This is a genomic window from Novosphingobium sp. TK71 (assembly GCF_055361505.1).
In genome coordinates this window covers 622,430-644,704 of sequence record NZ_JBSZKA010000001.1, presented here as the reverse complement: position 1 = coordinate 644,704, position 22,275 = coordinate 622,430, and the positions used below count along the sequence as shown (strand labels likewise).

The following is a 22,275-nucleotide window of genomic DNA, read 5'->3' as shown; positions in this document are numbered from 1 at the left end:
ACGGACACGCCCCCTTGCGTGGCCTGACGCTTTCGACACATCAAAGAAACACAATATGAAGAAAGGCTCAATCCAGTTTGACATTTTGTTTCTTCATATTGCAGATTAGTGTGCGCAAAATGTCGCATGTCAGGTGTCACGGCTTTGCAGGGCAATCACCGCTCTGCCGGGTAAGGCGCGCGGCCGGCAAACCGGAGTTCGCATCTTGAAGTTTCGCGCAAAGCATCGCCCTGTCATGACACTCGCCTTGGTCCTGGGCGGGGCGGCACTGGCCGCGGCATCTCCCGCATCGGCGGGACCGGGCTACCGGCACTTCGCGATCGGAGACGTCAACGCGCCCGCCGCCGCGACCCATTCGGGCGGCCTGCTGCTGATGGGCGGCGGAGACCGAAACATCGATGCGATGAAGTGGTTCTTCGCACACGCCGGGCAGGGCCATATCGTGATCCTGCGCGCCTCCTACGGACCGGAGATCGGGGAAGAATTCTACCGTCAGATCGGCGGCATCAGCTCTGCCGAGACTTTCGTCTTCAAGAACCGCAAGGCCGCCTACGATCCCAAGGTCCTGGAAGCGCTGCGCAAGGCCGACGGCATCTTCATCGCCGGCGGCGACCAGTCCAACTATGTGCGGTTCTGGCGCGGCACGCCGGTGGCCGAAGCGCTCGATGCCCATGTCGCCGCCGGAAAGCCGCTGGGCGGAACCAGCGCGGGCCTCGCCATGCTGGGCGAGAAGCTTTACGGCGCGATGGACGGCGGCAGCCTGACCAGCGGCGAGGGTCTGGCGGATCCCTTCGGTCCGGCAAACACGATAGAGGGCGATTTCCTGCACATCGCCGCGTTGAAAGGGATCGTCACCGACACCCATTTCAAGGAGCGCGACCGCCTCGGACGGCTCTTCGCCTTCCTTGCCAAGGCCCAGAAGGAACGCGCGCCGCAGGCCCCGCCGATGTTCGGGCTCGGGGTGGACGAAAGCGCGGCGGTGGCGGTCGAGGCGGACGGAACCGGCCGCATCTACGCCACCTCGCCGGACGGCGGCGCATGGCTGGTGAACGGCGCGGGCCTTCGCGCCGATGCTCGCAAGCAGATCGAGACCGGCATCCCGCCGCGCCCCTTCTCCGCCGATCACGTCCGGGTGACCGGCATCGGCGCGGGCTCTGTCGTGCACTTGCCGGCGGGGACGGTGGAGAACCCCACGTTCCAGCGGAACTACGCCGTGCGCGGGGGCAAGGCGGTGGAAGTGCCGCTATGGTCGCTCGCCATTCACGGCGGCGCGGGGATCATCGAACGCGGCTCGCTCTCGCCCGAAAAGGAAAAGGCCTACCGGGCCGGACTGGATGAAGCCCTGCGCGCCGGGGCCGCCGTGCTGGACAAGGGCGGCGCCTCCCTGGACGCGGTGGCTGCGGCCGTGCGCGTGCTGGAGGACAACCCGCTGTTCAACGCCGGGCGCGGCGCCGTCTTCACCTCGGAAGGGCGCAACGAACTCGATTCCGCGATCATGGACGGCAGTTCCCAGAAGGCCGGCGCCGTGGCCGGCCTCACGCGCACCCGCCATCCGGTGGACGCGGCCCGCGCAGTGATGGATCACAGCCCACACGTGATGCTGATGGGTGCCGGAGCCGACGCTTTCAGCGCGCAGCAGGGGTTGGAGCAGGTCGATCCGTCGTGGTTCCGCACGGAGGAGCGCTGGCAGCAGTTCCTCAAGTGGAAGGGCAACCACCAGGCCGTGCTGGACCGCACGCACCTGTTCGGCACAGTGGGCGCCGTGGCGCTCGACGCGGACGGAAACCTCGCCGCCGCCACCTCCACCGGCGGCATGACCGGCAAGCGCTGGGGCCGCGTCGGGGATTCGCCGATCATCGGTGCGGGCACTTACGCCAAGAACGGCGAATGCGCGGTTTCCGCGACGGGATCGGGCGAATTCTTCATCCGGGAAAGCGCCGCGCGGCAGGTCTGCGACCGGGTCGGCTACCTCGGCCAGCCGCTCGCCGCCGCAGCGCAGGACACCATCATGTCCGTGGGCGCGATCGGCGGCGACGGCGGCCTGATCGCCATGGGGCCGGACGGCGTGCCCGCGTTTGCCATCAACGACCTGGGAATGTATCGTGGCCGCATCGCGGCGGGTTCCGCTGCCGCAACGGCGATCTTCGCGGACGAACGACCGGGAGAATGACGTGCATTCCGGTGGCCGGCTCGATGAAACGGATGACGGATTGCTGGCGCTGCTGCGGCAGGACGCGCGGCAACCGATCGCCCATCTCGCCAAGGAACTGAACATCTCCCGCAGCCAGCTCTATTCCCGGCTGGCAAGGCTGGAGGAAGCCGGCGTGGTGGCCGGCTACACGGTGCGCCTTGGCGAGGCGTTCGCCGCCAGCCGCATCCGCGCGCACATGATGATAAAGACGGTGCCGCGCTGCCACCGCGACGTGGAAAGCGCGCTGGAACAGATCACTCGCGTTCAGGCCGTCCACGCGATCAGCGGCGAATTCGATATCATCGCCATGCTGGAGGCGGACGACAGCCGCCAGCTGAACGACCTGATCGACGATATCGGACTGCTCGACGGGATAGAGCGGACCAGCACCAGCGTGATCCTTGCCACCAAGCTGGAAAGATAGGCTTTTTCGAACTCGGCAGAGAGTTGTGGCGCCGCCCGTTGATACTTATTGCAAATCGTTCGCAACTAACTAAACGGCTCGATCATGTCATCCGCAAGCAGCCTTCCTGTCGCCGCCCAAGGCGGCGATCCGGCGCCGGTTCACGGGCCGGAAGTGCCGTGTCTCCCCGCATGATGAAAGCGCCCCGATGAACGCCCTCTCCTTCCTTGCCGCCGGCGTCGCGGCCGCGATCTTTCCGCCCGACGAAACCCGCACCAGCGAACCGGCAGGACAGGAAACCCCGCCCGCCATCGTCCCGGCGGGACCGGACCCGGTCTACCCGGCCGATTTCTACAAGCCGTTCCAGCCCCAGACCGCGCTCGACATGCTCGAACGGACCCCCGGGTTCCTGCTCAGCGAGGGAACCTCGGTGCGCGGTTTCGGCGGCGGCGCGGGCAATGTCCTGATCGACGGGCAGCGCCCCACGGTGAAGGGCGGCGGCATCACCGAAGTGCTGCGCCGGATCGCCGCTTCGCGGGTGGAGCGCATCGTCCTGCTGCGCGGAAGCGACGCTGCCGAAGCGCAGGGACAGACCCTTGTCGCCAATGTCGTGCTGCGTGTGGACGCCGGAGGCTCCGGGAATGTCTCGGCGACGTTCAGCCACACTTCTGATGGCTTTGTGTCGCCTTCTGTCCGCGCCAGCCACGCACGCCGGATCGCGGGCTGGCAGACCAGCATCGAACTGTCCGGCGAAGTGACGCGCTACCCCGACGAGGGCATCTATTTCGACCGGGATGCCGCAGGAAACCTCAGTTCCACCCGCAAGGAAAGCATATCCGCGAAGGCCCCGGAATATGGCCTTGCCCTGTCCACTTCGGGTGCGCTGGGAGGCGGCACGCTGACCGTGAACCTGCGGCTCAACAAGGAAGGCTACTCATCCGATCGCGCCATCGACATCTTCGCCGCCGCCGACGAAACGCCGGATTCCCGCCGCGATATCGCCTATGACGAGAAAGGCCGCAGCGGCGAGCTCGGCCTGGACTGGACCCGCCGCATTGGCTCCGGCTGGACCACCAAACTGGTCGGTCTCGGCCGGGCCGAGCGCTTTACCACCGACGAGGATTACGTGGAAGCGGACTATCGCGGGCTGTCCTCGCAGGTCCAGAAACCGATGGAACTGGTCGGACGCGGCACCGTCACGCGTGAGGGCGATCACCCGATACGCCCGGAATTCGGTGCCGAAGTGGCTTACAACCGCCTTTCCAGCCTGCTCAACTACGCAGAGGATACCGGCGGTGGGCTCGTCGCGGTGCCCCTGGCCAATGCGGCCACCCGCGTTTCCGAACTGCGCGGCGAAGCGTTCGCCAACCTCACCGTCAAGCTCTCCCGCAAGCTCAATCTTGAAGCGGGAATAGCGGCCGAAATCTCGCAGATCCGGGTTACGGGAGAAGCGGCGCAGGAACAGACCCTGTCCTATCTCAAGCCCTCTGCCGCACTCGTCTGGTCGCCTTCCGGCAAGACCCAGGTGCGGTTCGGAATGCGGCGCACCGTAGACCAGCTCGACTTCGGCGACTTCGCCGCATCGGTAGACCAGGCCGACGGGCGTCCGCTCGGCGGCAACTCGGGCCTGCGCCCCGCGCGCATCACGCGGGCGCTGGCGCGGATCGACCACCGCTGGGGCGAGGGCGGCGCCATCGCCGTGGAAGCCTATCACCAATGGCATACCGGACTGCTCGGCTATCTCGTCCTGCCAACGGGAGAGGAAGCGCTGGGAACGATCGGAAACGCCCGGCAATGGGGCATTTCCACGCAGGGCACGCTCCCGCTCGACGCCGCGCTCAAGGGCGCGCGCCTAACTCTTGACGGCACCTGGCGCGGCTCGAGGCTACGAGACCCGGTAACCGGCAGAAACCGCGTCATGGACGACATTTCCCCGCGCAGCATCACGGCCGAATTCCGTCACGATGTTCCCGCGTTCAAGTCCTCGTGGGGCGTGAACTGGACCGCGGCGGTACACGGCGATGTCTTCTACACGGGCGAAGTCCTGCGCTGGCGCGATCACGCGCTCTGGGGAGCCTATGTCGAGACAACCGCCATCGCAGGCTTCAAGACGACACTTACGGTCAAGGCGATCAACGGACAGGACTTTTCCCGCCTGCGCCGCTTCTATTCGCCCAGCCGCGCCGGTTCGTTCAGCGGCAGCGAGCAGCGCGCACAGCGCGAAGGCGCGATCGTCTCGCTCTCGCTCGCCCGAAGCCTCTAGCTCGTAAAAACCTCGCCTCTCAGGCATTGCCCTGACCAAATGGGACATGATCGGCAATTTGGCATCAGCCTTGAGAGTAATTGTCTGACGTGGCGGTTTGCCGCAAAAAAGCATCCATGGGGAATGTCCGTATAGCGTCAGCGCCCGATGGCGCTCTTCTGCACCCGAGCCGCGAACATCATCTGGACGCCGTGCGCGCCTTTCTGATGTTGCTCGGCATTCCTTTTCATGCGGCGCATCCCTTTCGCGATGACGGGCAGTCCTGGATCGTCCTCTCCCGCGACAGATCGCTGCCACTCACGCACCTGATGGAATTCCTGCACTTGTTCCGGATGCAGGGATTTTTCCTGATCGCGGGTTACTTCACCGCGATGCTGCTCCTCAAACGGCAACCGGCAGCCTACCTGCAAAGCCGCCTCGTCCGGCTGCTCCCGCCACTGGCGGCCGGGCTGATCGTGATCGTACCGCTCATGAACCTGGCAGCCGACCTGCAAACCTCCAGCGACGCGGAAACGGCGTTCGCTTTCTGGGCCCGCCAGCTTCTGACGATGGGGCGCGAGACGACCGGACATCTCTGGTTCGTCATCGTCCTCATCTATTTTTCCTGCGCCTCCGCGGCCCTCGCCCTCGTGCCCTCGGCCAGAACCTACCGGCTGGACCGCGCAGACAGTCAGGGCGCGCGGTTCTTCACGCTCACGATGATCGCCATCGGCCTGTGCGTGGGGGTATATGAAGTGGCGCTGCTGAAGCTCGGGCCGTTCATTCCCGACCTTCTGCAGAATCCTTTGTCCCTGGGCTTTTCCCTTGAATATGCGCCCTATTTCGCGCTTGGCGCGCTGCTCAACCGCGCACCCGAAATGAGCGGAAAATTCAACCGCTTCTCCTGGGCGGTGGCCTTGATCGCCCTCTGCACAGCACTCGTCGCGGTCGGCGCGCCCGAGCTTCCCAAGTATACACGCCCGGTACTGAAAGCCGTCGCGGCCATCTGTCTCACCCAGACCATCATCGCCGGCGCTCGGTCCCTTTTCCACACGGAGTCCAGAAAAGTCCGGGAACTGGTGGATGCGTCCTTTGTCGTCTACCTTCTGCACCTGCCGATCATCATCGCGACTTTCTGGCTGATCGATGCGATGCCGGTGCCTTATCCGCTGCGCTATCTCGCGCTCGCGCTGGCCGCGCTCGTCGTTTCATTCGCAGGCTGGGCCGTGGTGAAACGGTCGCCATGGCTGCTGTTCTTCATGAGCGGCGTCCAGGTCAAATCCGCCAAGGCCATCGCGGAACCTGCTGCGCAGAGCCTCCGCTAGCATCCCGCAATGACTAATTCACCTTTGCGCCAGACGCAAAGATTCTTCGCGCTCATCGACGCTACCCGGCCAGTTCGAAAGCGGCCATTTATGCCTCCGACATTCCTGTCGCTCATGCGGGCACTTCGGCCCGAAGGCGGCTTGTCTGAGGACTTTCGATGAAGATGAACCCCGGCCTCCTTGCTCTTTCCGTCGGTGCCTTCGGCATCGGCGTCACCGAATTTGCGCCGATGGGACTTTTGCCGGTCATCGCCGGAGACCTCGGCGTATCGATCCCGACCGCGGGCATACTGGTCAGCGCCTATGCGCTGGGCGTCGTCGTCGGCGCCCCCTTGATGACACTGACCACCGGCCGCATGCCGCGCCGTACCCTGCTGATCGCACTGGCCGGCATCTTCACGCTCGGGAACCTGCTTGCGGCCATGTCGGGCAGCTACGCGATGCTGCTGGGCGCGCGGGTGCTCACCTCCTTCAATCACGGCGCATTCTTCGGGGTCGGCTCGATCGTGGCCGCCAGCCTCGTGCCGCCCCAGCGCCAGGCCGGCGCGGTAGCCGCCATGTTTATGGGCCTCACGATCGCCAACGTGGTGGGCGTACCGCTGGCCACCTGGGCGGGCGAGCATCTCGGCTGGCGGGCATCCTTCTGGGGTATCGCCGTGCTTGGCGCGGCGACGATGGCTGCCCTGCGCCTGACCCTGCCCGCATTGCCCGCCCCGCGCGAAGGAAACGCGCTTGCCGAACTCAAGGTCCTCACCCGCAAGCCGGTGCTCGGCGCGCTGGCCCTGACGGTCGTGGGGTCCAGCGCGATGTTCACCGTGTTCACGTACATCACGCCGATCCTGCACGATGCGACCCATGCCTCACTGGGCTTCGTGACAGCGATGCTGGTGACTTACGGCCTCGGTCTGACCGTGGGCAACTGGCTAGGCGGCAAATTCGCGGACCGCTCGGTCGACCGGACGCTGATCGTGACGCTGGGATCGCTTGCCGCAATCCTCGCCGCGTTCGCGATGACGATGAGCCACGCCGCGCCGACTGCGGTGCTCATCTTCCTCTGGGGCATTGCCAGCTTCGCCCTCGTGCCGCCCCTGCAGGTGAGGGTGATGAAGGCTGCCGCCGACGCTCCCAACCTTGCCTCATCGGTGAACATCGGCGCGTTCAATCTCGGCAACGCGCTCGGCGCCGCGCTGGGCGGGGGCGTCATCTCCCTCGGCCTTGGCTATCCGGCCGTGGCACTGGCTGGCGCGGCGACCTCTGCCGCGGGCCTGATCGCAGTGCTGTTTGCGGCGGCCCGGCCCTCTCCCGAAACCACCGCCGCCCCGACATGCGAGGCCTTGTCCTGACACCGGGAGCCCCAAGGCTCCGACCGGCCTCAAAGCTCCAGGGCTTTACCCTGCTCTGCGAGAATGTAGCGCACGGGGGGCGAGCCGCCTTCGGCCAATTGCCGCATGATGGCTGAAACGGCGGGCTCGGCCCCGTCAATCGAAGGCTTGATGTGACCGATGACGACCGGCAGGCCCTTCAGCCTGTCGGCGCCGCCAGCAGCAGCCGCAAGCCGCCCGAGTTCGGCGCGAAGCCAGTTCGGCGTCAGGTGACCGTAAAGTTCGGTATCCTTTCTCGGATCGGGATAGGATGTCTCGACGATGATGGCACGCAGGCGCCCTGCCCTCACCAGCGGCGCGATCGCCTGCCACAGGGCTTCGAGCCGCGCCGAATGCTCCACCGCGTCGGGACCGGTATCGCCCATGCAGAGCAGCGCGTCCTCGCCGGAGCGGATCAGGAAGGCGGTGGACAGGCTTCCGCCGTGCGAAAGCGGATAGGCCGTCACGCTCAGGCCCGTGTCCCCGACCGGCACCGGCTTTCCGCCTGCGACGAGATCCTCGTAGCGATAACGCCGCAGCATGGGCGGCTGGCCGCGATCGCCCATGTTGGGCCAGGAGCTCCAGTTGAAATAATGCGCTGAAAGCGCGGCGTTGACCTCCGGCAAAGCGAGGATCGGCTTGGCGCTGTCGTCCGGCGAGGCCATGACCAGTCCTGCAACGTGATCGAGATGGGGGTGGGTTATCAGATAGGCCCCGATCCCGTCGTGAAGCACATCGCTGGCCCGGCTTCCGGCAGCAAATCCGCCCTTCGCAATGGCCGCCCTGATGCCCGGCACCAGCGTTCCGGCATCGCAGGCCAGCCCCTTGCGACTTCCGCTTGCCGCAATGAACCAGGCGGTGGTGGCCCCCTCCACGACACCGCCTTCAACGCCAAGCGGAACAAGGTCGAAAGCGGCCTTCGCCGGAGCGGCCGAAACCGACCCTGACATGGCCGCGACGGCCCCCAGCAGAGTGATGCCAAAACGACACAGGGTGATCACTGTCTTTATAAACATGGCCAACTCCCTATGGTTTTCTGTGGGCTGGCGAAACATCAATATCGAAATTGTCACATTGCAGGGTTAGAGGCCCGCGCTCGGCAAGGCGGTCAGGTGCGTGGCCATTCCTGCCGACTACGCGCGGTTTTCCGGCGTCAACATCCATACGCACCGGCTTACCGTTAAGGGGTGCAAGATGAAGATGAAGACGTATTGGCTGGCCAGCGTGCCGGCGCTCCTCGCCGGCGCGGCGCCTGCCCTGGCGCAGGACGCAGCCGCCCGGCCTAGTGCCGCCACGGCTGACACCCTGGACGCTTCCGCCGACATCGTCGTCACCGCCCAGCGCCGTCCGGAAAACATCCGCGACGTGCCGATCGCGGTCTCCGTGCTGAGCGGAGACAAGATCAGCGCAGTCTCCGAGGGCGGCGCCGACATCCTCTCGCTCGCCGGCCGCACGCCCAGCCTCTATGTCGAAAGCTCGAACGGCCGCTACGCCCCGCGTCTCTACATTCGCGGTCTCGGCAACGTCGATTTCGACTTCAACGCTTCGCAGCCGGTTTCCGTCGTGCTGGACGACGTCGTGCTGGAGAACGTTTACCTCAAGGGCTTCCCGCTCTTCGACCTTGACAGCGTGGAAGTGCTCAAGGGCCCGCAGGGCACCCTGTTCGGCCGCAACACGCCCGCCGGTGTCGTCAAGATGGACACCCGCCGCCCCGGCGACCATGCCGAGGGACAGGCCCAGTTCACTGTGGGCGAACTCGGCACCGTGCGCGGCGAAGTCGGCGTGACGATCCCCGCTACCAGCACCCTGTCGTTCCGTGTCGCCGGCCTCGTCAACCACCGTGAGAACTGGGTGAACAACGCTTACGACGCCTCGTTCACCAAGCCGGGCAAGGACCTTGGCGGGTTCGACGACGTTGCCGGCCGCCTCCACGCCCTGTGGAAGCCGGACGATCGCCTTTCCGTGCTGCTGACCCTCCAGGGCCGCCACTATGAAGGCACCGGGACGCTCAACCGCGCCAACGTGCTGACCACCGGCTCGAACAAGCTGAACGACCGTTACGACCGCGACACCGTCTACTACGACGGCGGCCGTAACAACCCGCAGACGCAGGACACCACCTCGCAGGCGCTTCATGTCGATTACGACCTCGGCGGCGCAACGCTGACCGCGATCGTCTCGGCCTATCAGGGCAGCAGCTCGGGCCGCGGCGACATCGACGGCGGCGTGCTCGGCACGACGGAGGGAAGCGGTACCGTACCGTTCCGTTCGGAAACCGGCACCCTGTCGAGCGACCTCGACCAGCAGACCTACGAAATCCGCCTCGCCAGCAATGGCGATACCCGCTTCGGCTGGCAGGTCGGCGCGTTCTACTGGCACGAGAAGTTCGAGCTTATCTCGGCCAGCTGGGACGGCATCGGCGGGATCGATCCGCTGGTCATCTCCGAACTTCGCCAGAAGAGTGACAGCTGGTCGGTCTTCGGCCAGCTCCATTACGACGTTACCGACCGTCTGCGGCTGACCGGCGGTGCCCGCTGGACCCGCGACAAGCGCGACCTCGATGCGGCCCGCACGCTGGGCGCGCCTTTCGCGGATTCGCGTTCGGTCAAGGATGACCAGCCGAGCTGGGACGTCAGCGCGCTTTATCGCTTCAGCCCGCAGGTCAGCCTCTTCGGCCGTATCGCGCACGGTTATCGCGGACCCTCCATCCAGGGCCGCATCGCCACCTCGAACATCCTGACGACGGCGGATTCCGAAACGATCACGTCCTATGAAGCAGGCATCAAGGCTGCAACGCCGGACAACCGTTTCCGCGTCGACCTGACCGGCTACATCTACGACATCAAGGACCCGCAGTTCACCGCCATCGGCGGACAGGGCAACTTCAACCAGCTCATCAACGCCAAGCGCGGCAAGGGTCGCGGCGTCGAGTTCGAGGCCACCGCCAACCCGGTTCGCGGCCTGCAGTTCAGCGGCGGCGTCTCCTACAACTTCACCAAGATCGACGATCCGGACCTCCTGGTCGCATTCTGCGGCGCCGCCTGCACCGTGCGCGATCCGATCGTGACCGTGGGCACCACACGCCGCGCCTCGATCGACGGGAATCCCTTCCCGCAGGCCCCGCGCTGGCTCTTCAACTTCAACGCTTCCTACACTTACGAGCTGGCGAGCGGCAGCAAGCTCTATGCCCAGACCGACTGGGTCGCGCAGAAGGACTTCAATCTGTTCCTTTACGATGCGACCGAATTCCACGTCGGCACCAATTTCGAAGGCGGTCTGCGTGCAGGCTGGCGTTCGCCGTCCGACGCCGTGGACCTCTTCGTCTTCGCCCGGAACATCACGAACGAATCGAACGTGATCGGCGCGATCGACTTCAACAACCTGACCGCTTTCGTGAACGATCCGCGCGTGATCGGCGGCGGTGTCGGCTTCCGCTTCTGAAGCTGACGCCCGATCGGGATAGACGAGGAAGGCGGGCGGACCACGGTTCGCCCGCCTTCTTCTTTTTTTGACCGATGATATTGACGCGGCGCGTGCGCACCCGGGAAATTTCCGGGTTACGCCGGGCAGGCAGCCGGTGCAGATGGCAAGGGATGCCTCTGAACACCAAGCGCTATTTCATGGCCGATGCGATGCCTTCTGCTGCCGCACCCGCAAAGGCGCGTCTGTGGTGGCTGGTCGTCTACGGCGCGGGTTTCTGGCTGCTTCACGCCGCCGCCGCGCCCTGGGGCGGCACCGGGTTCTTCTCACTCTGGTATCCTGCCGCCGGCTGGCGCTTCGCCGCGCTATGGCTGGCCGGCGCGGGAATAGCACCGTGGACAGGCCTGACCGAGCTTGTCGTCGACCTGGCGACCGGAACGATTGACCTGCACGGCCCGCGCCCCCTGCTCGATGCATGGGGCGTGTTGCGGCCATCGATCGCTTATGCCCTCACGATCCATGTCGTTCGCCGCCTGACTGCCGGCTCGCTGAAGTCGGCACAGATGAATCTCGGGATCTCGGCCGTCATCTGCCCCGCCGCGATGGCGTCTCTCACGCTTGCCACTGCCGTGCTATGGCCGGAATTCCAGAAGACGGGCACCGGCGCGGAACTCGTGCTATCCCTCACCGGCCTGACAGTCGGTGACCTGCTCGGCGTGCTCGTGCTCGCGCCGCCGCTGCTCTGGGTTGCAAGCCTGCTTCGCGCTCCCGGCAAATCCTCCCGGCGCGCTTTACCGCCCGCATGGAGACCCTTGGCGGTTCCCTTCATGCAGGACACCGCCATACTTGCGCTCGGCCTCGGCCTGACGTGGCTGCTATGGCAGGCCGGGCTCGGTCTTCAGCCCATGCCGACCCTGCTTGCGGGCGCATGGATCGGCCTTTGCCACGGCCGCGTCGCGGCCTGGCTCGCGATCATCGCCATTCTCGTTCCGGCGCTGCCCTACTCCCTCCAGAACCTGTCGCAGATCGAACGCCTTGAATTGCATCTCGCGCTCGTGGCGATCGTGGTCGTCGCCTGGCTGGCCGGCAGCTTCGCCGATGCCCAGCGCGCCGCTCACGACACGCTGGAGAAGCGCAATCGCCTGCTGTTCCAGGCCGAACGCCTCAAGACCTTGCGTGCCATGTCAGTCGCCGTGATCCACGAGATCAGCCAGCCGCTTTCCACTCTTGCCATCGAAGCCAGCCATCTGCGCGAACGCACCGCCGGGCTCGACGAGGACATTGCCGAAAGCGCCGCCCTTGTGGACCGCAAGGCGCGCACGCTTTCCGATCTCGTGCGTCGCCTGCGCCGCTTCGGCGGAAAGAGCGCCGACGAGCCTTCGCAAGTGCCCGTGCGGCTCCTGCTGAACACCGTGGAACAGATGCTTCGCCCCGAACTGCGCGCGCGAGGATGCCGTCTGGTCTGCGGCGAGATCGACCCCGACCTGATCGTCCATATCCAGGAAATCGAACTGACACAGGCGCTCGTCAACCTCGTGCGCAACGGGATCGCCGCGACTGCGGACAGCGTCGTGCGCATAGACATCGCCGCCGATGCCGACGAACTGGCACTGCACGTCAGCAACCGGAGCCATGCACCGCCCATGCCCTCTGCCTCCGAACATGCCGGCATGGGCGTGGGCCTCATCATCGCGCGCACGATCGTCGAAGCGCACGGCGGATCGCTCCTGCGCACCGACCGCAGTGAAAACGTGTGCTTCACCCTGCGCCTCCCGCTTGCCGGAAACGACACATGACAGCTCCCGCCCGATCCCCCGCTCCGCTGGTTGCCGTGCTCGACGACGATACCGATCTCGCGCATACGGTGGCCCGTCTGCTGGCCCGCCACGGCTTCCCGGCAACGCCGTTCACAGCCCCCGCCGAACTGCTCGCGACCCTGGACAGCCAGCGGTTCGACTGCGTGGTCAGCGATATCCAGATGGGGGAAATGGACGGCTTCGCCTTTGCCGACCGCCTGCGCGCAGCCGACGGCGCCGTGGCGCTTGTCTTCATGACCGCCTGGCCCACGACATCCCACGCCGTCGACGCGGTGCGCCGCCATGGCGGGCTCGACTATCTCGAAAAGCCGATCGACGAGGAGCGTCTCGTCGGGGCCGTCTGCGAGGGCCTGGCATGGTCCGCCCGCGAGCGCCGGATCGCAAGCGCCACAGCGGAACTCTCCCGCCGGGAACGCGACGTTTTCGACCTGCTGGTGCGCGGACACAGCAACAAGGAGGTCGGCGAGCGACTGGGCATTTCCGCAAGGACGGTGGAGGATCACCGTGCAGCGATCGTAGCCAAGACGAGAACCAATGGCCTTGCCCAACTGATCGCCCTTAGCAAGGGAGAAACCATTTAATTGATTGAATAGACGATTAAATAGACCGTTACCCCGGAAAGTTCCCGGATCGACCGTCAACGATGAAGGTAGAAAAAGAATATCCGGTCAATCATGCAGCCGCCCTGAATGGCGGAAGGGAGCGTCCGGTGTTTCTATCGCGCATTTTCAACGTCTACGATCTGGTCCGGGCCGAAAGCACGGGAGCGTTTCCAGGCAATCCGACGTCGCTCGACAGTCTCCTGAGAAGCCGCGAAGGCGCGCGCGAGATGGGACTGGGCGGGGCGGGCATCTACGCATTCCTGTTCGAAGACGAACTCCTCCACATCGGCAGCTATGCAGGCCGCCCCGAAGCCCCTTTCGGAGGATGCGCACTGCGCGAGAAGTGGATCATGGAACTCGGCTCGATAACCATGCGGGGGCGGCAGGCCTCGATCCCGCAAAGCCTGCGCGGCGGACTGGAGGCTGCCAATCTCATCCTGCCGCTTTCGGAACTTGCCGATGCCGCGAAGCGGCCCGACCTCCCGGTCTGGCAGTCGCAAGGAATGGAAATCTCCCGCCGCAAGATGATCTGGGCCGTCGCCAACTGGCCGCGGTTGTCCGGGACGATCGAGGCAGTGCTTGCTCGATTCCAGATACTCTACGTCCAACAAGGCCCCGGCGAGCAGCCGCTACAGGACAACAGCGGCCTGGAACGCTGGCTACAATTGATCGAAACCGACTTGCGCAGGCGTTTCCAGCCGGTGATCGACGGCCCACACCCGCAAACCGCCGCCCAGGATGCCCCCAATGACGGCAAAACCATGCGCGCAGCCATCGAAAGCGCGATGGCAGAAGCAGCGCCGCTACTCCATCACCTCGGCTCGCTGCGAGACAGGGACATTGCGATCAGCGGGCACGGCGGCAGGGATGCCCGCGCCCTGTTCCTGAAGGACATGCCCGAGCGCGGCTGCGAATTCGTGTTCGATCTGGAACATGTCTTTCCGGCAATGGGATACCTGATCCACTATGCCGCAGACGGCAGCGAACTCTACATTGCAGATCCCTACGCCGAACACGGCACACGCCTGATCCTCGCCCTCGAACGCGGCAGCACGGCGAATTTAATCCAGTTGCCCGGCGTGACGGACTTCGCCCGCTCCCGTGACCCGCTCGCCGAAACGGGGCTCCGATATCTCGATGCCTCGGACAATCCGCTCTGCCTGACGCTCGGATGCTCGCCGCGGCCGCAGTCTGCGCAGATGCTGCTGCAAATCTGCGAGGCTTTGAGAAACCCAGTCCTTCAGTAACCGGGGATCGCTTCTAAAGCGTCCCGAAAAGCGGCTCGCCAGTCCGATAATCGACGATCTCATGCGCGTTGTTCTGCAAGGTGACGAGGTTCTGCGCCGTGACACGCGCCGGTGCCGGTTTGCCGAACTGGTAGCCCTGCGCGAAATCGCATCCCCATGCCCGCAATGTCGACGCTTCAGCGATGTCTTCGATGCCTTCCGCCACAACGTCGATGTTCAGCTTGTGGCAGATGTCGATCACGCCGTGAACAAGCGTGGCGCTCCGGTTTTCCAGCAGGCGCCCACCGCGGATGAAGCTCTGATCCAGCTTGAGCCTTTGAATTTCGAACTCCGAGAGGTAGCTGAGCGACGAGTAACCGGTCCCGAAATCGTCAAGCGCCAGGATGTAGCCGCGCTCACGCAGCCCCTGAAGGTTCGCATGGACCGTCGCGGACTTGTTGAGCAGGACGCCTTCGGTGATCTCGAAGCCGATGGAAACCGGCTCGACATTGAAACGCGCCCGGTTGAAATCCACCTGATCGAGCAAGGCGGTATTCTCGAGCTGAAGCGGCGAGAGGTTGATCGAGGTCTTCAGCTTGGGCCAACGGCGACTGTCCTTGAAGGCCTGCTGGATGATCCACGCCCCCAGTTGCGGCATGAGCCCGAGCTTCTCGATCACCGGCACGAAGACGGCGGGCGTGTCCGTGGCCCCGCGCTTCAATCGCAGCAGCGCCTCGACACCGGCGGGCTTCATCGTGCTCAGGCTGATAATCGGCTGATAGAACAGCTCGAACCCTTCGTCCTCGATGGCCTTCTTCATGCGCGCCTCAAGGCCCTTGCGGCTCTTGAAGGCCTCGCCAAGCGCGGGATCGTAAACGACGTGGCTGGCCGGCCCTGCGGACTTTGCAGCACCAAGGGCGATGTCTGCATGCTTCATCAGTTCGCTGGCGGTATGACCATGCTCGGGCGCGGCGGCGATCCCGGCGGAGATCGTTACGGATACCGTCCCGCCATCGCGCGTTCCCCTGCTGATGGCGATGCCGGTTGCACGGGGGCCGAGATCGTGCACGTCGGGATTGCCCACGATGAGCACGGCGAATTCATCGCCATCCAGCCTTGCGACCAGGCAGCGCGAGCCCTGGAATTCGGCAAGCAGCGCCTTGCCGAATTCGCGGATAACGTCATCCCCGGCACGGTGGCCGAGTGCCTCGTTGATGGCGCTGAAATCGTCGGCATCCAGCAGCACCAGCTGGCAGGGCTGGGCTCCCGCGATCTGTTCCAGTTGCTTGATGAACGTAGCCCTGTTTGCCAGCCCGGTTCCGGGATCGAAACTCTCGAGGAAACGTGCTCGCCTGGAATTGTTTACGGCTTCTTCCCTCAGGCTATTGGCGCGCAAGGCGATCATCAGGAACAGGATGAGCACCGCCGCGCCGATCGCCAGCGTTGCGGGGATGACATATCTGCGAATAGCCTCGCCGGGTCTTGCCGGACGCCATACCATGCGCCCCAACGCCGTGCCGTCGGAAGCGGTCAGGGCAACGCTCCGCATCGCGGGGGAAGGCATGGCCCTGGGTCCGATGGCCGCGAAGCCATCGAGCATCAACGTGCTGGCCCAGCGGTTCAGGAGCGGCTCGTCCAGATATGTGACAGTAACCAGCGTCAGCGGTTCACCGGAGGCGGGCAGCCGGGATGCGGCGACAATGGCAGGGACGCCCCGAACGGACCCAAGGTCGGCCATCGCCGGCGCGTCCTTTCGGGTGCCCGCCAAGGCCGGAGGAGCAGAAGGAGAAGCGTCACGAAGAGAGGCCACCAGGCCATTGGTCGCGCTCTGGATTTCCTCCAGATCCTCGGGCTCTGCCCGGCCGGCCTTGGTGTAACCATAGATCGCGCCCGAAGGCGTCATGATCGCGACCGCTTTCGTCGCATCGGCGGCCACGGTAGGCCGCCCCAGTTCGTTGTCCAGCCAGGTCGCCGCTTCATCCGGCCCGAGGTCCGCAATCTGCCGTGCCGGCTCCAGCCGCGCACTGATCGCAGATGCCTGGGCCGACGAGCTCGAAACGATGCGGGCAAGCGCGTTCTGCACTTGCTGCTCCTGCCGCGCCGCTGCGATCCGGTCCATCGACTGCGACGTCACGAACAGTGCGGCTGAACCGCCTATCGTCAAACCGAGGATACCGACAATCGCAACCACGCCGCGGTGTCCCGACAGTTTTTGGCCAAGAAACATGTGCGATCCCTACCTGCTACCTGGGGTACCCGGGCCATTTGGAATGGATTGCATTACGGGGCCTTCCTCTACAAAACGCAACCAGGTGTTATCCTCCGCGCGATGAAATTTCGCAAAGCCGCCGATTACCTTCGTCCAGACTGCAAACGGCCAATCCGTTCCCGCGTCCCCCACTTCCCATTATAGCGACAGGACCGGGCGTCCGGTCCCGCAGATGCAACTTTGAGTTTCAACCGGATGCAAAACGCAAGGCAGCGACGCATCGCGAATTTGGACGGGTCTATCCGGCGCGATCTTTTCGCCATTCCATCAAATATAACAGCACTGTTCCATAACCTTACGTTCCGCTAGATCGAACTCCACTGCTGCGGAGTGTCGTCCTCGGCTTCCGCTGGCGGGGGATGATTGCCAATGCCCAAGGTGTTTGATTCCATAAGGCGAACAACCCGCGCGAGCGACTGGTGGGACTACAAGCTGCTCGTCATCGTCAGCCTGTTCCCGGCAACGCTGATCTGCGCTGGCCAGCCTGTTCTCCCGCATTGGCGCGACGCGATCCTGCTGATCCTGTCGCTCGTGAGCGGCGCAATTTTTGCCAGCATCGTAAACGACCTCTGCGACCGCGAGGAAGACCTGCGCGCAGGCAAAAGCACATTGGCAACGGGGCCTGTCCGCATGCTCGCTGCAGCAATGCTCGTCGCAAGCATCGCCACCGGCGCGGCGTTCCTCTTCGCATGGCGTGACAACCTTCCGCTTTGCATCGCCTATGCCTGCGCCTGGCTCGCATTCCTGGCTTATTCAGTTCCACCGTTCCGTCTGAAGAAGCGCGCAAGCGCGGGCATCATCGTGGTGGCGCTGGGCGAAGCGACCTTGCCGACGCTGGTTGCCCTGTTGCTCGCCTTTCGCAGCGCAGACCTGGCGATCGATCCTGTCTGGCTTGGTGCGGTTGCAGTATGGAGCCTTGCCCACGGGATGCGCGCCATCCTGTGGCACCAGCTGCGCGACCTTGCGGCCGATCAGGTCACCGGCGTGGAGACTTTCGTCGTAAAGCATGGAGCCATGCCCACGAGACGTCTGGCATCCTGGATCGTCATGCCCGCGGAAGTTGCCGGGCTTGCGGTCATGATGGTCAAACTCGGGGGCGTCATTCCTGCCTGTTTCCTGGCGGTTTACGGGATCGTTCTTTGGCTGAGACGTCTGCTGTGGCACAATGTGCCGGTCGTGATAGCGCCGCTGAGCAACCACATCCTGCTTCTTCAGGACTACTATCTGGGCTTTCTTCCTGCGGCCATCTTCCTGAGCGGCGTTCTGCGCCACCCTTCGGACGTGATGGCCTGGGCCGCGTTCCTGCTGCTTTTTCCGAGAGCACCCTTGCGCATCTTCGGGGACCTGATCCGGCTTCTGCGGCAATACTGTAGAGAAGTCGCACTACGGTAGGGAGAGATGGTCAGCCGGTATAAAGCGCCGCGTAGTCCCGATAGCAGGGATCTTCGACCAGCCTTGTTGAACCGGCCAGTATTTCCTGCAGCACAGGATCCGGAAGGTGCAATTCGGTGATGGCGGAAACCGGCACCATCCTGTCGACCAATCGCGCCACATGCGGCCCCAGGCGCGAGTTCGCCATTCGAACATGAAGCAGCGTGAGCGCCTTGCGCAGCTTCCGAGACGGCAGCTTGCGAATGGCATTCGCAATTCTCGGATAGGCGTTCAATTCCGCCTGCGAGAGCCTTACGTTCTCCGCTGCTGCCGAGATCGGCCCCGAAACCACGCCAAGTATCCCTTCGACGACGGCGAGAAAGGCAGCGGGATCGGCGCGCAGGAGTTCATAGGGCAGAACCGTCACGCGCTCGCCGAACAATTCCCGATACCAGGACACCAGCCTGTCATAGTCCATGACAACCGGAATGACCGACTGCGCGGCCGGCGAAGCCAGGAAAGTCTCGAGCTGTTCGTGCCAGCCCATGGCTACGAGCTGCGAATGTGCCGAGCGAATAACCTCTCGCCACCCCCGCGTAATTATCAGGATATGCGCACTCGGGAAAAGAGCGTGCAGGTGATCGCAGACCGCGCGCTGGGCCTGGGCCATTCGAGGCCAGTCTTCAGGCCTGATGGCCGGTACCGAAAGGTCTTCGCAACTCGTGACACGAGCCTTGCCGGCCTCGCCGCAGACCGCCTGCCACGCGAACCCGAGGGGGCCGGCACTGCCGCCAAGATGATAGGGTTCGAACAGGATGTCGGGATGCCGGGAAAACCAGGACTGCAGGTAAGTGGAACCCGTCTTGGGATATCCGACATGCACAAGGTGAACGCTCACCCTTCTCTGCCCGCCAGGGCGCGATCGAGGGCGCTTACGCTCAACGCCGTCGTCATGGCCTCGCTGCCAACGCGCCAGACCTTTTCCGGTGCAGGCGCAAAGTCGAGATACCCCCTCCTCTCGCGAGAGGCGACATAAAGGGGTGCGATAGGCCATTCGCCGGCTGGCTGCTGGGCGAGCAACAGCCGGTCGATCCAGTCTTCATCGATGGGAGCCCCCCAAATCGAGCGAACCAGGATTGCCAGCGCAACATGGATTGCCGGCGCCTCCGGCGAAACCGAGGTCCTGGACAGGATAAGGGAGCGGGCCTCCTCACTCCGGCCGACGAGCGCGCGGGAAAACATGTAAAGTATAAGGAAGGGATCGTTGTAATATCTGTCGCAGCTTGGCTCCCTGCCCCCGCGCAGGATTTCAACCAGCTTGTCGATGACACGGTCGTCGCCTTCGAAGCTCCCGAGCCAGACAAGGACGCTCGCGTTTATTCCCGCATCTACATCGTCCCGCTCGATTCTGCCTGATGCGAAGAGTTGCCTGCTTCGCAGCGGGGCAAACGCCTGCCGCCAGTCGCGACCGATCAGTCGCCAGTGTCGGCGCCCCCTCGACGGCACGATCCAGGTATAGAACATGCCGTGAGGATCGCGGTTCTCAAGCAGGACGGCTCGATTGTCGGACTGACGCCCCAGCTTCCCGAGCGCGGCGGCCCCCAGCGCCGTATCGTCGACGTCCAACGGTACGTATTGCCCGTGATGCCCTTTTTTCCAGTACCGGAAGAACCCTCCCGCTTCGCGCTCCCTCGTCAGGAAGGAGCACGCGCGCTCAAATATGAGGGCTGCCTGCGGGCACTCGGCCAGTACATTGGCGATAAATGCTGTCACGAACACGCAGGGATCGGATACCCTGCGCTCGATCATGTCGCAGGAATGCGCGCTGAACGAAGGGAGTTCGCCGCTCTCAAGCTGGACAGATTCCAGATAGGCAAGGCCCGACCGTATAGCGGACCGCATGGCGGCGGTATCAGACATGAAAATCCTTCTCTTCAGCAGCAGTGCGGCGACTAAGGAAGCACGGCTTCGCCGCTGGCGACGGGTTGCCTCACGGACCCGTTTGCGTCCGGGTCCATCCAGCATGCGTCCATATGGACCAATTGGCCCAACTGCTTCTCGCCATTGGAAAACAGGTCCGCCTCGCCTACGACATCGAAGCGCGATCCACCTCCATCAGGTCCGCCGAGAGGAAGGACTTGCAACGCCACGCTATCGGCCAGGATCGGTCGCAGCAGGAACGTGCCGGCGACCAACGGAAGCGATGCGATTTCGCAGCGCAACGTCGAGCGCCCGGGGGAAAGAATGCGCGCTTCGCGATCGAAGGAGGAACTGATGCAGGTCCAGCCATCCTGCGAGTGGATCGAAAAGCCGCAGAATGCGCTCAGATCCTCGTCGGCTTCCAGTTCCATGACCACTTCTGCCGGCTCCCCGCAGCGCGCGGCTCCGCCCCGGGCATGGTTCAAAGACAAGCGGAGAACACGGAACGGCGCCGCCGCTATCTGGTCCGCCGCACGAATGTCCAGCGGGCGCCGTTCCAGATACTGGCGGACCACGTCACCGACATGTCCCGACGCCACCACCTTCCCCTGGTCCAGCAGGACGGCACGACTGCAGGCCTTCTGCACATGATGGGGCACATGGGAGACCAGCAACAGGGTTCCGCCGCCTGCCATGAACTGTTCGAGATGGCTGATGCACTTGCGCTGGAACGCAAGATCGCCAACGGCCAGGACCTCGTCGATCAGCAGGATTTCCGGCCGCAGCATAACCGCGATGGCATAGGAGAGCCGCGCCTTCATTCCCGCGCTGTAGACCTGCACGATCGTATCGGCGGCCTCCTGCAACTGTGAGAAATCGAGGACCGACGGGATCAGGTTCCTGGCCGCCTTGCGTCCGAGGCCGTGCAACATCGCGACCACGACGATGTTCTCCGCGCCCGTCAACAGCGGGTCGATCCCCGCTCCAAGGTCAAGCAGGCCCACTACCTTGCCCGAAGTCCGCGCCGAACCGTGGTCGGGCTCCAGCAAGCCATAGATGATCTTGAGCAGCGTACTCTTGCCTGCGCCGTTGTGCCCGATGATCGCAAGGCCTTCGCCGCGTCGAACCTGCAGCGACACATCGTCGAGCGCCCAGAATTCGCCCTTCCGAAGCGACGGGTATGGTCGCAGCCACGGAAGCAGACGGGCCAGGGTATCCCGCACGGCATATGCCAGCGATCGCCGCAGGTTCGGGCAGTATTTCTTGCTCAGGTGCCGGACATCGATGGCGTAGATTTCGCTCATCCCATACGCTCGATCAGTTCGGGCTGCGCGATCCGGTAAAACGGAAAAGCCACGGCAAGCGCCAGCACACCGACGACGAGCGGCAACCACAAAGGGTCGGCGACAGATGCACCGACGATCGATGCGCGGGCGGCGTTAATCAGCGGCAGCACGGGGTTGAAGGCTTCCCACCCCGTTGCCGCCAAGGGATAGGCAACCGGCATGACAAAGAACAGCAGCGTGGTCGCCATGGGAAGCGCACGCCCGATATCGTCATAAAGCAGGCCGAGCGGGGTCAACAGCAACCCCAGCCCCAGTCCCAACAGGGCCAATGCCAAAACCGCCAACGGGAGCCAGACGATACTGCCCCCGACATGCACGCCGACCACGGCGCAGAGGATGAGTACCCCGCAGATCCGAACTGCAGCGCTAAGCAGGACGTTCCACAGGCCCGCCAACGTCAATGCCTCATGTGGGAACCGGATGCGGGACACAATCGACCGGTTCTGCGAATGCTGGGCCAGCGGAGCCCCCAGCGCATCGACGAATACCTGCCAGAAGCTCATGCCGGCAAACACGAAGAAGACGTAGGGCATGCCCGGCACGTCGAAATTCAGGTTGCCCCGATTGCGCAGGAATCCTGTAACGAGGCAAGCCACGAGCGCCGGAATGAAAAGCCAGAGATGGCCCAGCAGCGAACGCCGCGCTCTTGCGCGAAGAGACGCCCGGAACAGAGCCGCGCTGAGCCGCAGCACATGCAGCAACCGGTTGAATGAGGCCTTCATTACGAGACTTGCCCAAGGCTCAACGCACGCATTTCCCGAGCCGACTTTCCCAGCACCGGA

The 22,275-nt window shown here is 64.3% G+C and carries 16 protein-coding genes; 10 read left to right on the top strand and 6 right to left on the bottom strand.

What is annotated here, in order from left to right:
• Nucleotides 1-235 precede the first annotated feature (235 nt).
• The 5 genes from ACXJ16_RS19165 (at nt 236) to ACXJ16_RS19145 (ending at nt 7,504) form a co-directional block, all read left to right on the top strand.
• Nucleotides 236-2,170 (top strand): isoaspartyl peptidase/L-asparaginase, encoded by a 1,935-nt coding sequence (locus tag ACXJ16_RS19165; RefSeq protein ID WP_132468873.1) that lies wholly within the window; start codon nt 236-238, stop codon nt 2,168-2,170.
• A 1-nt stretch (nt 2,171) separates the two neighbouring features.
• Nucleotides 2,172-2,615, top strand: a complete 444-nt coding sequence (locus tag ACXJ16_RS19160; RefSeq protein ID WP_054441845.1) for an Lrp/AsnC family transcriptional regulator — start codon at nt 2,172-2,174, stop codon at nt 2,613-2,615.
• A gap of 187 nt (nt 2,616-2,802) precedes the next feature.
• Complete coding sequence (locus ACXJ16_RS19155) at nt 2,803-4,857, top strand: TonB-dependent receptor domain-containing protein (RefSeq protein ID WP_324699540.1); 2,055 nt, start codon at nt 2,803-2,805, stop codon at nt 4,855-4,857.
• Between the two features lie 89 nt (nt 4,858-4,946).
• Nucleotides 4,947-6,161: an acyltransferase family protein gene (locus tag ACXJ16_RS19150; RefSeq protein ID WP_231636271.1), complete on the top strand. Its 1,215-nt coding sequence runs from the start codon at nt 4,947-4,949 to the stop codon at nt 6,159-6,161.
• Nucleotides 6,162-6,319: 158 nt separating this feature from the next.
• Nucleotides 6,320-7,504 (top strand): MFS transporter, encoded by a 1,185-nt coding sequence (locus ACXJ16_RS19145; RefSeq protein ID WP_463923025.1) that lies wholly within the window; start codon nt 6,320-6,322, stop codon nt 7,502-7,504.
• A 29-nt stretch (nt 7,505-7,533) separates the two neighbouring features.
• Here the strand turns inward: ACXJ16_RS19145 and ACXJ16_RS19140 are convergent, their stop codons facing one another.
• Nucleotides 7,534-8,538 (bottom strand): MBL fold metallo-hydrolase, encoded by a 1,005-nt coding sequence (locus ACXJ16_RS19140; RefSeq protein WP_463923024.1) that lies wholly within the window; start codon nt 8,536-8,538, stop codon nt 7,534-7,536.
• Between the two features lie 100 nt (nt 8,539-8,638).
• On the opposite strand from ACXJ16_RS19140, the gene ACXJ16_RS19135 reads away from it, so the two are divergent.
• The 4 genes from ACXJ16_RS19135 (at nt 8,639) to ACXJ16_RS19120 (ending at nt 14,608) form a co-directional block, all read left to right on the top strand.
• Complete coding sequence (locus ACXJ16_RS19135) at nt 8,639-10,963, top strand: TonB-dependent receptor (protein ID WP_463923023.1); 2,325 nt, start codon at nt 8,639-8,641, stop codon at nt 10,961-10,963.
• 152 nt (nt 10,964-11,115) lie between these two features.
• The gene (locus ACXJ16_RS19130) at nt 11,116-12,738 is read left to right on the top strand and encodes an ATP-binding protein (protein ID WP_463923022.1); all 1,623 of its coding nucleotides are present in this window, start codon (nt 11,116-11,118) and stop codon (nt 12,736-12,738) included.
• Nucleotides 12,735-13,340 carry a response regulator transcription factor gene (locus tag ACXJ16_RS19125; protein WP_463923021.1) on the top strand — a complete coding sequence of 202 codons (606 nt, stop codon included), beginning with the start codon at nt 12,735-12,737 and terminating at the stop codon, nt 13,338-13,340. Before ACXJ16_RS19130 ends, ACXJ16_RS19125 begins: the two co-directional genes overlap by 4 nt.
• Before the next feature lie 62 nt (nt 13,341-13,402).
• Complete coding sequence (locus ACXJ16_RS19120) at nt 13,403-14,608, top strand: hypothetical protein (RefSeq protein ID WP_463923020.1); 1,206 nt, start codon at nt 13,403-13,405, stop codon at nt 14,606-14,608.
• Nucleotides 14,609-14,621: 13 nt separating this feature from the next.
• Here ACXJ16_RS19120 and ACXJ16_RS19115 read toward each other — a convergent pair whose 3' ends face one another.
• Nucleotides 14,622-16,778, bottom strand: coding sequence for a putative bifunctional diguanylate cyclase/phosphodiesterase (locus tag ACXJ16_RS19115; protein ID WP_197283138.1), 2,157 nt, complete (start codon nt 16,776-16,778; stop codon nt 14,622-14,624).
• Between the two features lie 456 nt (nt 16,779-17,234).
• Here ACXJ16_RS19115 and ACXJ16_RS19110 point away from each other — a divergent pair, with 456 nt between their 5' ends.
• A complete protein-coding gene (locus tag ACXJ16_RS19110) occupies nt 17,235-18,248 on the top strand; it encodes a UbiA family prenyltransferase (protein WP_454798087.1) in 1,014 nt (337 codons plus the stop codon).
• 10 nt (nt 18,249-18,258) lie between these two features.
• Here the strand turns inward: ACXJ16_RS19110 and ACXJ16_RS19105 are convergent, their stop codons facing one another.
• From ACXJ16_RS19105 to ACXJ16_RS19090, 4 genes are read right to left on the bottom strand one after another with little or no spacing between them, the layout of a single operon-like run.
• Nucleotides 18,259-19,125 (bottom strand): sulfotransferase, encoded by an 867-nt coding sequence (locus ACXJ16_RS19105; protein ID WP_132468876.1) that lies wholly within the window; start codon nt 19,123-19,125, stop codon nt 18,259-18,261.
• Nucleotides 19,122-20,147 (bottom strand): prenyltransferase/squalene oxidase repeat-containing protein, encoded by a 1,026-nt coding sequence (locus ACXJ16_RS19100; protein WP_463923019.1) that lies wholly within the window; start codon nt 20,145-20,147, stop codon nt 19,122-19,124. The genes ACXJ16_RS19105 and ACXJ16_RS19100 overlap by 4 nt, the downstream gene beginning before the upstream one ends.
• Nucleotides 20,148-20,179: 32 nt before the next feature.
• Complete coding sequence (locus tag ACXJ16_RS19095) at nt 20,180-21,451, bottom strand: ABC transporter ATP-binding protein (protein WP_185999595.1); 1,272 nt, start codon at nt 21,449-21,451, stop codon at nt 20,180-20,182.
• On the bottom strand, nt 21,448-22,215 hold the full coding sequence (locus ACXJ16_RS19090; protein ID WP_054441833.1) for an ABC transporter permease: 768 nt from the start codon (nt 22,213-22,215) through the stop codon (nt 21,448-21,450). Before ACXJ16_RS19090 ends, ACXJ16_RS19095 begins: the two co-directional genes overlap by 4 nt.
• Nucleotides 22,216-22,275: the final 60 nt, after the last annotated feature.